General features: G+C 54.2%; 14 protein-coding genes. 5 read left to right on the top strand and 9 right to left on the bottom strand.

Going from position 1 to position 13522, the window contains the following annotated elements; all coding sequences use genetic code 11:
- Nucleotides 1–10: 10 nt before the first annotated feature.
- On the top strand, nt 11–1399 hold the full coding sequence (gene pntB / locus B3511_RS08865; RefSeq protein WP_040075846.1) for a Re/Si-specific NAD(P)(+) transhydrogenase subunit beta: 1389 nt from the start codon (nt 11–13) through the stop codon (nt 1397–1399).
- 112 nt (nt 1400–1511) lie between these two features.
- Nucleotides 1512–2633 (top strand): mechanosensitive ion channel family protein, encoded by a 1122-nt coding sequence (locus tag B3511_RS08870; RefSeq protein WP_286781828.1) that lies wholly within the window; start codon nt 1512–1514, stop codon nt 2631–2633.
- Nucleotides 2634–2668: 35 nt separating this feature from the next.
- Here B3511_RS08870 and uspE read toward each other — a convergent pair whose 3' ends face one another.
- From uspE to B3511_RS08885, 3 genes are all read right to left on the bottom strand, one after another.
- Nucleotides 2669–3619: a universal stress protein UspE gene (gene uspE / locus B3511_RS08875; protein ID WP_040075844.1), complete on the bottom strand. Its 951-nt coding sequence runs from the start codon at nt 3617–3619 to the stop codon at nt 2669–2671.
- Nucleotides 3620–3853: 234 nt separating this feature from the next.
- Entirely contained in the window at nt 3854–4132 is a 279-nt protein-coding gene (locus B3511_RS08880; RefSeq protein WP_046887241.1) for a biofilm development regulator YmgB/AriR family protein, read from the bottom strand.
- A gap of 11 nt (nt 4133–4143) precedes the next feature.
- Nucleotides 4144–4383, bottom strand: coding sequence for a hypothetical protein (locus tag B3511_RS08885; protein ID WP_046887242.1), 240 nt, complete (start codon nt 4381–4383; stop codon nt 4144–4146).
- A 477-nt stretch (nt 4384–4860) separates the two neighbouring features.
- On the opposite strand from B3511_RS08885, the gene B3511_RS08890 reads away from it, so the two are divergent.
- A complete protein-coding gene (locus B3511_RS08890) occupies nt 4861–4995 on the top strand; it encodes a hypothetical protein (RefSeq protein ID WP_233804409.1) in 135 nt (44 codons plus the stop codon).
- Nucleotides 4996–5089: 94 nt separating this feature from the next.
- On the opposite strand, the gene fnr is transcribed toward B3511_RS08890, so the two are convergent.
- The 5 genes from fnr to B3511_RS08915 form a co-directional block, all read right to left on the bottom strand.
- The gene (gene fnr, locus B3511_RS08895) at nt 5090–5863 is read right to left on the bottom strand and encodes a fumarate/nitrate reduction transcriptional regulator Fnr (protein ID WP_286781829.1); all 774 of its coding nucleotides are present in this window, start codon (nt 5861–5863) and stop codon (nt 5090–5092) included.
- Between the two features lie 183 nt (nt 5864–6046).
- The gene (gene ogt / locus B3511_RS08900) at nt 6047–6562 is read right to left on the bottom strand and encodes a methylated-DNA--[protein]-cysteine S-methyltransferase (RefSeq protein ID WP_212478022.1); all 516 of its coding nucleotides are present in this window, start codon (nt 6560–6562) and stop codon (nt 6047–6049) included.
- Nucleotides 6563–6572: 10 nt separating this feature from the next.
- Nucleotides 6573–8099: a p-aminobenzoyl-glutamate transporter gene (abgT, locus tag B3511_RS08905; protein ID WP_286781830.1), complete on the bottom strand. Its 1527-nt coding sequence runs from the start codon at nt 8097–8099 to the stop codon at nt 6573–6575.
- Between the two features lie 39 nt (nt 8100–8138).
- Nucleotides 8139–9584, bottom strand: a complete 1446-nt coding sequence (locus tag B3511_RS08910; protein ID WP_286781831.1) for a M20 family metallopeptidase — start codon at nt 9582–9584, stop codon at nt 8139–8141.
- Nucleotides 9584–10894, bottom strand: a complete 1311-nt coding sequence (locus B3511_RS08915) for a M20 family metallo-hydrolase (protein ID WP_286781832.1) — start codon at nt 10892–10894, stop codon at nt 9584–9586. The genes B3511_RS08910 and B3511_RS08915 overlap by 1 nt, the downstream gene beginning before the upstream one ends.
- A 175-nt stretch (nt 10895–11069) precedes the next feature.
- On the opposite strand from B3511_RS08915, the gene B3511_RS08920 reads away from it, so the two are divergent.
- The gene (locus B3511_RS08920; RefSeq protein ID WP_286781833.1) at nt 11070–11993 is read left to right on the top strand and encodes a LysR family transcriptional regulator; all 924 of its coding nucleotides are present in this window, start codon (nt 11070–11072) and stop codon (nt 11991–11993) included.
- A gap of 341 nt (nt 11994–12334) precedes the next feature.
- The gene (gene smrA / locus B3511_RS08925) at nt 12335–12898 is read left to right on the top strand and encodes a DNA endonuclease SmrA (protein WP_286781834.1); all 564 of its coding nucleotides are present in this window, start codon (nt 12335–12337) and stop codon (nt 12896–12898) included.
- On the opposite strand, the gene B3511_RS08930 is transcribed toward smrA, so the two are convergent.
- Nucleotides 12895–13506, bottom strand: coding sequence for a LysE family translocator (locus B3511_RS08930; protein WP_286781835.1), 612 nt, complete (start codon nt 13504–13506; stop codon nt 12895–12897). The genes smrA and B3511_RS08930 overlap by 4 nt on opposite strands.
- Nucleotides 13507–13522: the final 16 nt, after the last annotated feature.

Raw genomic sequence — 13522 nt, forward strand, 5'->3', positions numbered from 1 at the left:
GGGGTAGCATATGTCTGGAGGATTAGTGACAGCCGCATACATTGTTGCTGCGATCCTGTTTATTTTCAGCCTGGCGGGGCTCTCAAAGCACGAGACCTCCCAGCAGGGTAACAATTTTGGTATCGCCGGGATGGCGATTGCGCTGATTGCCACCATCTTTGGGCCGGATACCGGCAACGTGGCGTGGATTCTGGTGGCAATGATCATCGGTGGTGCAATCGGTATTCGTCTGGCGAAGCGCGTTGAGATGACCGAAATGCCGGAGCTGGTAGCGATTTTGCACAGCTTTGTCGGACTGGCGGCGGTGCTGGTAGGCTTCAATAGCTACCTGTATCACGAGCCTGGCATGGAGCCGATTCTGGTGAATATTCACCTGACGGAAGTGTTCCTGGGCATCTTTATCGGTGCGGTGACCTTCACCGGTTCAATCGTGGCCTTCGGCAAACTGCGCGGCAAAATTTCGTCAAAACCGCTGATGCTGCCTAATCGCCACAAGCTCAACCTGGCGGCGCTGGTGGTATCCTTTGTACTGCTGTTGATCTTCGTGCGTACCGAAAGCGTAGGGATGCAGGTACTGGCGCTGCTGGTGATGACCATGATCGCGCTGGCGTTTGGCTGGCATCTGGTGGCTTCCATCGGCGGGGCAGATATGCCAGTCGTGGTCTCAATGCTGAACTCCTACTCGGGCTGGGCAGCGGCAGCAGCGGGCTTTATGCTGAGCAACGACCTGCTGATCGTCACCGGTGCGCTGGTGGGCTCTTCCGGTGCGATCCTCTCCTACATCATGTGTAAAGCGATGAACCGCTCGTTTATCAGCGTCATCGCCGGCGGCTTCGGTACCGACGGTTCTTCTACGGGGTCTGAAGACGAAGTGGGCGAGCACCGTGAGATTTCCGCCGAAGAGACTGCAGAAATGCTGAAAAATGCCCATTCGGTGATCATCACTCCGGGCTACGGCATGGCGGTTGCGCAGGCGCAATATCCGGTGGCGGAAATTACCGAGAAGCTGCGGGCGCGTGGCATCAAGGTGCGCTTCGGTATTCACCCGGTTGCCGGGCGTCTTCCTGGGCACATGAACGTGCTGCTGGCAGAGGCGAAAGTCCCTTACGATATCGTGCTGGAGATGGATGAGATCAACGATGACTTCGCCGATACCGACACCGTGCTGGTTATCGGCGCGAACGATACCGTCAACCCGGCGGCGCAGGACGATCCAAAGAGTCCTATCGCCGGCATGCCGGTGCTGGAAGTATGGAAAGCGCAGAATGTTATCGTCTTCAAACGCTCTATGAATACGGGCTATGCAGGCGTTCAGAATCCATTGTTCTTCAAAGAGAACACCCACATGCTGTTTGGTGACGCCAAAGCCAGCGTGGACGCGATTCTGAAAGCGTTGTAACGCAACCATTGGCCGTAATGACAAACCGCTCTTCGGGGCGGTTTTCTTATTTCTGCGGTCAGCCTTTCTCGTCTGTCTATACTTTTAGCTTTGCGCAAGACGAGGAGGTGTAATGCAATTTCTGTCCCGCTTCGACATCATTGACCTGATGATGAGACCCACTTTCTGGATTGGCGTCGCCACCGTTATCATCGTGACGCTGTTGGTCTACTGGCTGCTCACGCGCCTGATAGGGTTCATCAAAAAAGGGATCACCACCTGGGGCGACAAGCATCCCACCACAAACCGGATGCGCTTTGTACTGATGGAGATGCTGAACAGAACCAGCCGTTTCCTGCTGTTTGTGGTGGCGCTGCTGGTCAGTCTACGATTTGTTGATTTGCCGTCCCATCTCTCCGGGACGCTGAGCCATGCCTGGTTCCTGGTCTTTGCCATTCAGGTGGCCTTGTGGCTGGATCAAGGAGTGGTCTCCTGGCTGCGTCACATCATGCTGGCGCCGGGAAGCCACAAGAACCCCGTTACCCTGGTGATCACCGGGTTGATTCTGCGGGCGGTGGTCTGGTCGGTCATGCTGCTCTCTATTCTTGCCAATGCGGGCGTCAATATCACTGCGCTGGTGGCCAGCCTGGGGGTAGGGGGTATCGCCATTGCGCTGGCGGTGCAAACGATTCTTAGCGATGTCTTTGCGTCGCTCTCCATTGGTTTTGATAAACCCTTTGAAATCGGCGATTTCGTGGTGTTTAACGATGTCGCCGGGACGGTGGAACATATTGGCCTGAAAACGACCCGTATTCGCAGCCTGAGCGGCGAACAGATTGTTTGCGGGAACGCGATTCTGCTCCAGCAAACGCTGCATAACTATAAGCGCATGCAGACGCGCCGTATCGTCTTTACGTTTGGGGTGGCCAGCGACACGCCGCCGGAAAAATTACGCGTGATTGGCGATAACGTGAAAAACATCATCACCGATGTCGGTGAAACCCGGTTTGACCGTGCGCATCTGCTGGGATTTGATACTGACAGGCTCACCTTTGAGGTGGTGCATATCGTGAATACGGCGGATTACAACAAGTACATGGATATTCAGCAGGAGATCAATATCCGGATTCTTGAAAGCCTGAATAAAGCCGGCGTTAAGCTTGCTCTGCCCAGTATGGTGCTGCACGCCCCCTGGATGCAGAAAGGCGAGAACAGACAACAAACTGCGCCTCAGCAGAGGGCAGCAGAAAGCTAAAAAAAAGCCCGCCATTGCGGCGGGCTTTTTCATCTCTAGTCGTCCTCTTCGTCATCCAGCTCAACCGGCGTCTGATACTGATCCGGTTTAATGACCAACAGGTCGCAGCGCAGATGGTCAATTACCTGTTCCGCCGTGTTACCGAGGAAGGCTGCGGAGATACCGGTGCGTCCCACGGTACCTAAGACCACAATCCCCGCCTGGAGATGTTCCGCCAGATCCGGAATCACCTCTTCCGGCAACCCTTTCTCTACATGGGTGAGCTTTTCATCAATACCAAATTTCTGCCGTAGGGCCTTCATGGCCAGCAAGTGCTGTCCACGAATGGCATCGTTATAAACGCTGGGATCAAATTCCGGTAATTCGATGGCGATATTGATAGGAGTAACGGGATAAGCACCGACGAGATGCACTTCGGTATGGTTAACCTGCTCGGCGAGTTGGATGGTCTCTTTAAGCAGTTTCTCGTTCAGGGAGTTGTGATAGTCCTCTTCACTGGCGAGATTAACGGCGACTACGGCTTTGCCGCCTTCTGGCCACGGCTGATCTTTTACCATCCACACCGGGCAAGGACATTTTCGCAACAAGTGCCAGTCGGTCGGGGTGAAGATCACGGCTTCAAGTTTGTCATGCTGGTGGGCCATTTTCAGCAGCAAGTCATGCTCGCCTGCGATCACTTCCTGAATAATGGCCTCGAATGGACGGTTATGCCAGACCACTTTGATATCGATAGGCACGCCGGCTTCAAGATAATATTTTGCCTGCTCGCGGATCCACGCGGTTCGCTGACTGATCACTCCCTGACGCATAGCGGTGCGCTCGTCAGGCGACAGAAGGGTGGTCATTTCGTAAGAGAAGTCATAGATCGGCAAAAACGCTTTGATTTTGCCACCAATCCGTTGATGTAAATAGACAGCTCTTCGTAACGCTGGTTGATCGTCCTGATTAGGATCGATGGCCACCAGCATGTTTTGATACTTTGCCATACAGGTCTCCTTACAACTGTCACCACAGTCTGTAATTCAAAGAGTAACCCATATATGTGGAATGAAACAGGGGGGAAGTTTTCGTCAGATCAATAAATCAGGAAATTTTACTTCCACGCCGGTTTCCCTGTGATATCACGGGTTTTAATGGTTTTAGCCGTTCACCCAAAAGAGAAAAAGCCCACTGGATGGGGCTTTTTGCCGTTTTTATTTTCAGACGTTTTTCCTGGGTTCCTAGATATCATCGCGGGTATACCCGACAACGATTTCAAGCGTATTACGAATGATATCGCAGGCTTCAGGATCAGTAGTCACATCAAGCGCATGTATCAGTTGCAAGATTAGCTCTTTATTAGACAGGCTCTCTCCACACACCATCATGCAGCGAATGGCGGCACCAAGAACCGCAGCTTCATCCTGCAGTGACCCCCCCGCCGTACTAAAATGTTGAGCCAGTCCGCGGTCATGCAGGGCATCAAAAAGGTAAGTGTGCTGAGTGCTGACATTATTCATGGAATTCTCTCTTAACGATCAAAAAACAGGGCGATGAGACTGTTGTAATGCGCGATTTCATCTTCATCAGTCGCCATCTCAATTTTGCCAAGCAGCTTCGAGCAAATAGTCATACGACTAAGTTGTACACGTTCTTTCAAAATCTCACTGACGATCGCACCCAGCGTCTCTTCCGGCGTTGGGAGCATTTTTTTATTGAAATAGACTACCAGAGCAGCTTCAGCTGCTGATCTTGCGCGATTGTGACGCATTTAATCCGCCAGTTAGTTATTAGCCCAGAGTTGGAATGACCTAAATCTAAACTAGTCGCGCAAATCTGTACAGTGGTGTTGTACAACTTTTTTCGTCTTTACCTGGTTTTGTGATGTCCATAGCTCGTTCGGGTATTCATGTATGGCACACGAGGAGAGTGAAAAATAAAAAAAGTGTAAACGATAATATGAGGGAATTATTGCAAAGGGAATGTTTATATATCTTTAAACTCTACAATTTCAATAAGATGGAATTAATTGGCTGCCGATTCGCTCGAATATATAGTAAGCAGAACTTATACTTTCAATGCAGCACAAGCTGTAGACCCTACTGGAGTTTCAAATGAAATCCATACTCTCTAGCGTAAATAAAGAGCAGCCTAAACAGCCGCAAAAGATGCCTGATGATAAACAGGGCAACAAACAACAACCGAGCAAAAGTAAATAGCTCAAGCTATCCTGTCTGACGGAGGCGTAATGGCTGATCGTCCTGATTTAATTGATCCTTTACCAGAAGATGACACCGTTCCTGGTGATGATGTGCCTGATGTGCCAGATGTGAATGACCCGCTGGCGCCTGAAGATCCGGATGGTGTGAACAAACCACTCTGATCGGCTCGCATCTAAACCGCCTTCGGGCGGTTTTTTGCTGGGTAAAGAAAAGAGGAGGGGGTAGTACAAGGAGAGCCCGACCGATAATATCGCATTACCGATCGGGTATAACGTTTAAACAGACGTTACGCGTATGGCCGGCCAGTACCGCCAGCGCTTCACCGTTTTCGATGGTGATATATTTACCTTTCACCGCCAGCATGCCGCTTTTCTGGAAACGACCCAGCAGACGGGAGATGGTCTCAACGGTGAGCCCCAGGTAGTTACCGATATCGCCACGCGTCATAGTCAGACGGAACTCGCGTGGTGAGAATCCTCGCTCGGCAAAACGGCGAGAGAGGTTATAAATAAAGGCCGCCAGGCGCTCTTCGGCATTCTTCTTGGAGAGCAGCAGGATCATATCCTGATCGCCTTTGATTTCGCCACTCATCAAACGCATCATTTGCTGACGCAGGCTCGGCATTTTGCCTGACAGGTCATCCAGAGTCTCGAACGGGATTTCACACACCATCGAGGTTTCCAGCGCCTGTGCAAAGCTTGGGTGATGGCCCGTACCGATAGCATCAAATCCAACCAAATCGCCGGCCAGGTGGAAGCCAGTGATCTGCTCGTCGCCCTGTTCGGTAATGGTGTAGCTCTTGATGGTGCCAGAGCGGATAGCGTAGAGGGATTTGAGTTCGTCGCCGGCTTTGAACAGCGTCTGACCTTTCTGAATCGGCTTTTTACGCTCGATAATATTATCAAGCTGGTCGAGTTCATGCTCATTCAGCGTAAAAGGGATACAGAGCTGGCTGATGCTGCAATCCTGACAGTGAATAGCACAACCGCCAGACTGAATGCGTCGAATAATTCGCTTTTCCGGGATCATAGGTATGCTCAAGCCTTAATTGATATTGGTCAATTTTAACATCTTTTTGGGGCTGGCGTAAGCCTGGTAAACCATCAATAAAGGCAAGAAAAGGGCATGCAGAGGCATCTTCTTGAAATTCCACAGAATGATTGAGGAGATGCCCCCTAAGACGAGGAAATTTAAGCACTAAAAGCCTGGTATTTACAACAGCAAGTAACCCTCGTGGCGCAATAACCACTCCTTACGTTGCACCCCGCCAGCATAGCCAGTCAGGGTGCCGTTACGCCCAATAACGCGATGACACGGCACCACAATACTGACCGGGTTTGAACCGTTGGCCGCGCCAACCGCACGGGCGGCGCCTGGGCGTCCAAGCAGCGCAGCAAGCTGACCATAATGCATTACCTGGCCGCAGGGGATCTGCCGTAGCGCTTTCCAGACTTCGCGCTGGAACGGCGTACCCGCAGTGGCGGTAGGCAGGTCATCAATGATGCTGAGTTCACCCTCAAACCAGGCGGTGAGCTTATCGCTCAGGCCGCCCGGATTGCTGGCGCCGATACGCTCGTAGCCTTGCGAGCGATAGTGGATATTGAGCAGTTCGACCATGCGGTCGCTGTGTTCTTCCCACTCTACGGCGCGAAGACAACCCTGCTCGTCCGCCAGAATCCACAGAGGCCCCAGCGGGGTCGCAATTTTGTCTTCGAGTAATCTCAGCATCCTGTTTTCCTTAGTTCAGACGTGGGTAAATCCCCGGTCCAATGGGCAGGCCGACAAGATACCATGCCACCAGCATCAGCAACCATACCCCTAAAAAGATAAGCGGATAGGGTAATACCAGCGAATAGTAGGTACCCAATTTTGCCTCTGGTTTATACCGTTGCAGGAAGCCTAAAAACAGCGGCACGAAGGGGGAAACTGGTGCCAGCGGGATCACCGACGAATCTGCCACGCGGAAAAGGATCTGGGCAAACGCCGGATGGAAGCCCAGCAGCATAAACATCGGGACAAAAATCGGTGCCAGAATCGACCAGATTGCCGAGCCGCTGGCGATAAACATGCAGAGCAGAGAGGATAAAAGCGCCAGCCCGACAAAGGCGGGGACGCCGCTCAGACCGGCGGATTCTAGAATATCGGTCAGGCCTACCGCCATAAATTTGCCCATGTTGCTCCAGTTGAACATGGCAACGAACTGGGCCAGCGGGAAGACCATCACGATAAAACCGGCCATCTCTTTCATGGGCTCGATCATCAACTGCGGCAGATCGGCCTGACGGCGGATTTTGCCCACCGCAATGCCATACGCCAGCGAGACCACAAAGAAGAAGAGAATGATCAGCGGCACGATGCCCTTAATGAAGGGTGAGGGCAGGACGGTGTGCTGTACCGGGTCACGGAGTATGCCGTTTTCGGGTACCACCATCAGGGCGATCAGGCCAATAAACAGCAGTGAGACCACGCCAGCCACCCGCAGACCAAAACGCTGCGCGGGCGATAAGGTATCGAGTTTCTCCTCGCTGCTGCCATGCCACTCACCGAGGCGCGGCTCCACAATTTTATCAGTGATCAGCCCACCCACGAGGGTGAGGAGGATTACAGAGCTGGCCATAAAGTACCAGTTGTCGATCACGCTGACGTGGAGTGATGCGTCCAGGGTTTTGGCTGCTTCAGTACTAATGCCCGAGAGCAGGACGTCGGTGGTCACGATCAAGAGATTAGCCGTAAAGCCACAGCCCACGCCGGCGATAGCCGCCAGCAACCCCGCCACCGGATGACGGCCAACGGCCAGGAAGATCAGCGCCCCCATTGGCGGCATGATCACCAGCGCGGCATCCGAGGAAATATGGCTAAAGAAGGCGATAAACAACACCATATAGCTGGCGTAACGCGCACTGACGTGCGACGCCATTTTTACCATCAGTGCTGGCAGCAGCCCCGATCGCTCTGCCAGCCCGGCCCCCAGCACCAGCGCCAGAATCGCCCCCAGTGGGGCAAAGCCGCTGAAGTTTTTAATTACGTTGGGCAAAAACCAGTGCAGCCCCTCTACGCTCAGCAGGTTTTTTACGGCCACCATGCTGCCATCGGCCGGGTTGCGGGCACTGACGCCAAAGGCGGAGAGTGCGGCAGTGGCCACCATCAAAATCACAATCAAGTAGATGAACAGCAGGAAAGGGTGCGGCACTTTGTTGCCGACTCTTTCGACCCAACCATAGAGCTTACCGGATGGGGAATGCGAAGGTATGGAAGACATACTCATGGGCGTTCCTCGAACGTATTGGATGTTGTGTTGTGTTTATTATTTTAAAGGTGACGGTGTCACGCCATGTGGGATCGGGCAGACATACGGTGTGTCGGCCACTATTTTTTCGAACTCCTCACGGCACGCCTGCAGCAGGGAACGATCCTGCAACAGGGAGAGCGCGGTCGCGCCCATGACTTTCGCAGCCAGCAGCATCCCCTTATGTGCAATAGAGGTGCGCCCCTGGGCCACCAGCTGCCAGGTGTGCAACGGGGTGCCCACGGTAAAGCAGGGGCTGCAGCACTGCGCCACCGGCATCTTCCAGCTCACGTCGCCCACATCGGTCGATCCCGCCAGAACGTTATCGGTGACGGCATAGGGGGCCACCTCGTCTACCAGCAGGGTCTGCTGCTGTCGACGGGCAAAGGTTTTACCGGCCTCACCCCCGGTGGCGGCTATATTTTTCAGACTGTTGTGCAGATCGTTATCGGTAAGGGTGGCGCGGATCTCCGCTGCGAAGGCCCGCTCTTCATCACTCCACTGGGGCGTACCGTAATGGGTGAGAGCAGAATACATCGCGGCCTCCAGCGTGCGATTAGGCAAGTAGCTGGAGCAGGCTTTGTCGAAGCGCTGCTCGACGGTGGTTTCGGTCATCAGCGCCGCGCCTTGCGCAATCTTCTCGATACGCTGGTAGATCTGCTGCGCATCGGCCATCTCCGGCGCGCGAATGAGATAGAGCACTTCGGCCTGCGCCTGTACCACGTTCGGCGAGATACCCCCGGTATCGGTAATAGCGTAATGGACGCGGGCTTTTTCGATAATGTGTTCATTAAGGAAGTTTGTGCCGGTGGTCATCAGCGTCACGGCATCAAGGGCGCTGCGACCCAGATGAGGCGAGTTGGCGGCATGCGCCGCTGTACCCTGGAAGCGCCAGGCGGCCTGGATATTTGCCAGGGTGCTGACGTTGAACATGCCAGCAAAAGCCTCCGGATGCCAGGTGACGGCGGCATCCACATCATCGAATAGCCCTTCGCGTACCATAAAGGTTTTTCCGGAGCCACCCTCTTCGCCAGGGCAGCCGTAGAAGCGCACGGTACCGCTGCCGCCGTGTTGCTCGAGCCAGCTTTTCACCGCAACGGCACCCGCCAGGGCGGCAGTGCCGAGCAAATTATGGCCGCACCCGTGGCCGTTCGCGCCGGGGGTGTCACTCTGCTGAGTGGCACAACCCGCACGCTGGCTAAGGCCTGCCAGCGCATCATACTCCCCCAGCAGCGCGATAACCGGTTTACCGCTGCCGAAGCTGGCAATAAAGGCATTGGGAATATCGCCGGGGGTGCGCGTTACGCTAAACCCTGCCTCCTGCAGCGCCGTGGCCAGCCGTTCGGCCGACCAGAACTCTTCAAAACGCGTTTCCGGATGATCCCAGATATCGTCAGCCATGTCGGTAAATTGCTGAGCCCGTGTTTCGATCGCATCGTCGATAAAGCGGTAAATCGCCTCCATCACACACCTCGCGCCCACGGAAAATTGAGCGCAGTACGCGCCAGGGTTTCGACCGCGATCTGCATGATCTGCTCATCGAAATCGAATTTTTCGTTGTGATGTCCGGCGCTGAGGGAGGTGCCAAAGACCATATAAGATGCCAGACCGCCGTTCTGCTGCACCCGGGCCATCATCAGGGTGGCATCTTCTGAGCCCGCCGGCGCAGCCACCTTATCAAGCACCTGTTCAACGCCAGCTACCTGTGAGGTTTGCTCTCGCAGGTAGTCGACCCATGCGGGGGATGGCGAGCTGGAGGTGGCGGCGCCCATCAGGCGCATCTCGCTCTGTACGCCATACATCGCCGTTGCGCCGTCGATAACTGATTTTGCCCGTTCAAAAACATACTGGTTAATGGCCTCGGTCTCGCCGCGGGTCTCCACCTTCAGCAGGGCGGTGGCGGGCACCACGTTACGACCGGTACCTGCCTGCATTACGCCAACATTCACCCGGGAAGCGCCTTCGCTGTGCGGCGCAATAGCGTGCAGACCCAGGGCAGCCTGCGCGGCGGCGAGCAGGGCATTGCGACCCTCTTCCGGTTTGCCGCCTGCGTGCGCCGCCACGCCGGTAAAGCGCACGTCGAATTTGGTGGTGGCCATAAAGTTATCGCTACCGCAAATCACAGTGCCCGCCGGCTCGCCCGTGCCGATGTGGATGGCGGTAAAGTAATCCACACCGTCCAGCGCGCCGGCGGCGACCATCGCCCGGGCCCCGCGCGTACCTTCTTCAGCAGGCTGGAAGATCAGCTTAATGGTGCCGTTAAGCTTCGCCTCGTTCTCTTTCAGGAGATGGGCCAGACCGAGACCGATAGTGGTGTGGCCGTCGTGTCCGCAGGCGTGCATCATGCCCGCGTTACAAGAGGCAAAACCTTCCCGGTAAGGGCGGTGTTCCTCATGCAGGGCTTCGTCGAGATCCAGCGCATCCATATCTACCCGGTAGGCAAGCGTCGGGCCAGGACGTCCGGTATGGAGGGTAGCCACGATTCCGGTAAAACCGCCTTCGAAAGCGCTCAGCCATTTTTCCGGCGCCCCCTGCGCACGGGCGCGCGCAAATTCACGGGCAAGGGTTGCTTCATCCGGCAGGCCCATCCGGCTGTCGGCGTCCACAACGTCACGGCCCAGGGCCAGTTCATATCCCAGCCGATCAAGAATTTCAGCCACTTTTGCGGCGGTACGAAACTCCACCCAGCCGGATTCGGCATAGAGGTGGAAATCGCGCCGCCATGCGGTAAGTTGCGGAGATAACGTCTCAAGGTAGTGCGCTAATGCCTGCATAGTGTTTCCTGTCATCATTAGATTATGTGAACTCCCTCACGGTGTGATAGTTTTTACTTATCACTCACCGCTTTTTCACAGATTTAACCTTTCGGGAATTACCCTGACACAATCATTTCCATTAAAGTAGATGACAGTTTCTTTTCTCTGATAAACAACGGTTATCGGTGCAGCTATGACATTTCAGGTAAAATTTCATCAAATTCGGGCCTTTGTGGAAGTGGCGCGTCAGGGGAGCATTCGCGGTGCCAGCCGGGTATTGAATCTGTCGCAACCGGCGCTGACGAAATCAATCAAAGAACTGGAGGAGGGGATCGCCGCCCAGCTTTTTATCCGTCGCAGTAAAGGGGTGACGCTGACTGAATGTGGCGAGAGCTTTTATCACCATGCCAGTCTGATTCTGGAGGAGTTGCGTTCGGCGCAAGAGGACATTTTGCAACGTCAGGGAAAACTCGCGGGGCAGATTAACATCGGCATGGGGGCCAGCGTGGCACGTCTGCTGATGCCCGGGGTGATTAGTCGCTTTCATCAGCAACACCCGCAGGTGAAGGTGCGCATCATGGAAGGGCAACTGGTGTCGATGATCAATGAATTAAGGCAGGGTGAACTGGATTTTACTATCAATACCTATTACCGGGGGCCTTACGATCACGAATTTAGTTTTGAAAAACTTTTTGAGAAGCCTTTTGCAATATTCTGCCGGGCGGGGCATCCGGCGTTGGGCGCAACATCGATAAGCGAATTGTTAAAATACAGCTGGACGATGCCCACACCGCGAGGCAGTTATTATAAACAGTTGGAAGAAGTTTTTATTAATCGAGAACAATTCCCAAATATCGGCGTTGTATGCGAAACATTCTCATCCAGTATTAGTCTGGTGGCGCAAAGTGATTTTTTGAGCATATTACCGCAGGAGTTGGGGTGTGACCCGTTGCTCGCAAACCGGCTGGTGATGCTCCCGGTCAAAGAGACGCTGCCGAAAGCGACCTACTACCTCATCCAGCGCCGTGACACGCGCCAGACGCCGCTGACGACATCGTTGATCACGCAGTTCCGCCGGCATGCGAGGCAGATAAATAGTATGGCGGATAAAGGATAAAAAAATAGAGCCTGTCGACATCCAACAGACTCTACAGTACACACAGCAATGCTCCACATGCATACACTGCTTAATCATTCCTTGTGCAGATGGATGCATTTATAACTGTTATCCTGGAATAAATAAAGAAAATAAGTTATCCAGCGTCACAATTTTTATATTTTGGCTCAGTATTAACCATTATTAAATTTGACTTAAGTGGCGATTAAAGGGTCAGTTAATTTACTTATTTAACTTTTATTTTTATTTAACGGCAGCGTTATATTCGGCTTACCCCTGCCCATTGAGCCATCTATACTACCCAGGTATAGTAAGGGGTCAGTAGAAGCAGGAGGATTGCCATGAAACCCGATGATAGATCGCTTTTCCTTGATGCGATGCAGGACGTCCAGCCTCTGAAACGCTGCACCGATATCCACTGGCAGCCCGCACCAAAAGCGCGTGACAAACAGCCGCTCGATCTGGAACAGCTCGATAACTTTTTGACCACCGGCTATCTCGATATTCTTCCGCTTGCAGAGCCGCTGGCCTTTCAGCGCGAAGGTATCCAGCAGGGCGTAGTCGAGAAGCTACGTCTGGGGAAATATCCGCGCCAGGCCAGCCTTTCGCTGTTGCGCACCCCTGTAGAGCAGTGCCGTCAACGGCTGTTTAGCTTCATCTGTCAGGCCGAGCGGGAGGGGCTTCGTAACCTTATCATCGTGCACGGTAAAGGCCGTGAGGCGGATTCTCACGCCAACATCGTGCGCAGCTATCTGGCTCGCTGGCTGACGGAATTCGAGGCGGTTCAGGCTTTCTGCCCCGCGCAGCCTCATCATGGCGGCAGCGGAGCCTGCTATGTCGCATTGCGCAAGTCCAGCGAAGCCAAACTCGACACCCGCGAACGTCATGCCAAACGGAGCCGCTAAAGCACATTGAACGCGGCCTGACTGTTTAGCACCAGGCCTGAAAGGGCCACGCCCGCTAAAAACAGCGCCGTCAGCCGATTCACCACCGGGAGGGAGCGGGCAGATAAACAGCGGCGGACGCTCAGGATCCAGAGCGACAGAATCAGCAGATCCAGAATCACCCAGCCCAGCGTAAGCAGGGTTACGCTCAGCGCAAAATCGGGAGTTACGCGAATAAACTGTGGGAAAAAGGCGGCAAAGAAGAGGATGTCTTTGGGATTGGCGATAGCGGTGAAAAAACCCACCCCAAATCCCCCGCGGCGAGGCTCGTCATGGGCCTCTGTGCCACCTTGCCGCCACAGATCCGCCGCCAGCCAACCGAGATAGAGAGAACCCGCCACGCCCGCCAGCGGAAGCGAGAGGGGATGAATGCGCACCGCTCCGCTCAGCATCACTACCGCCCCGACAATCAACATGAGCGACGCAAGATTACTCCCCGCAACGGTGATTAAAGCCGGGCGGTACCCCTGACGAAGCGCCGTATGGGTGACAAGCGCCACGACCGGACCCGGCGTAATTAATAACAGCACCACCGAAAAGAGATACGTCGCGAACAAGCTGATAACCATCACTGCCTCCGGGTAA

It is taken from the genome of Leclercia sp. UBA1284, assembly GCF_002308415.1.
In the GTDB taxonomy this organism is placed as follows: domain Bacteria; phylum Pseudomonadota; class Gammaproteobacteria; order Enterobacterales; family Enterobacteriaceae; genus Enterobacter; species Enterobacter pneumoniae.

Bases quoted from the DNA above. Each gene is read 5' to 3' on its own strand.
- B3511_RS08885 (WP_046887242.1), bottom strand. From the start codon at position 4,383: ATGCGTCACAATCGCGCAAGATCAGCAGCTGAAGCTGCTCTGGTAGTC.
- uspE (WP_040075844.1), bottom strand. From the start codon at position 3,619: ATGGCAAAGTATCAAAACATGCTGGTGGCCATCGATCCTAATCAGGAC.
- pntB (WP_040075846.1), top strand. From the start codon at position 11: ATGTCTGGAGGATTAGTGACAGCCGCATACATTGTTGCTGCGATCCTG.
- abgT (WP_286781830.1), bottom strand. From the start codon at position 8,099: ATGAGTATGTCTTCCATACCTTCGCATTCCCCATCCGGTAAGCTCTAT.
- B3511_RS08920 (WP_286781833.1), top strand. From the start codon at position 11,070: ATGACATTTCAGGTAAAATTTCATCAAATTCGGGCCTTTGTGGAAGTG.
- B3511_RS08870 (WP_286781828.1), top strand. From the start codon at position 1,512: ATGCAATTTCTGTCCCGCTTCGACATCATTGACCTGATGATGAGACCC.
- B3511_RS08910 (WP_286781831.1), bottom strand. From the start codon at position 9,584: ATGGAGGCGATTTACCGCTTTATCGACGATGCGATCGAAACACGGGCT.
- B3511_RS08880 (WP_046887241.1), bottom strand. From the start codon at position 4,132: ATGAATAATGTCAGCACTCAGCACACTTACCTTTTTGATGCCCTGCAT.
- ogt (WP_212478022.1), bottom strand. From the start codon at position 6,562: ATGCTGAGATTACTCGAAGACAAAATTGCGACCCCGCTGGGGCCTCTG.
- fnr (WP_286781829.1), bottom strand. From the start codon at position 5,863: ATGATCCCGGAAAAGCGAATTATTCGACGCATTCAGTCTGGCGGTTGT.
- B3511_RS08890 (WP_233804409.1), top strand. From the start codon at position 4,861: ATGGCTGATCGTCCTGATTTAATTGATCCTTTACCAGAAGATGACACC.
- B3511_RS08930 (WP_286781835.1), bottom strand. From the start codon at position 13,506: ATGGTTATCAGCTTGTTCGCGACGTATCTCTTTTCGGTGGTGCTGTTA.
- B3511_RS08915 (WP_286781832.1), bottom strand. From the start codon at position 10,894: ATGCAGGCATTAGCGCACTACCTTGAGACGTTATCTCCGCAACTTACC.
- smrA (WP_286781834.1), top strand. From the start codon at position 12,335: ATGAAACCCGATGATAGATCGCTTTTCCTTGATGCGATGCAGGACGTC.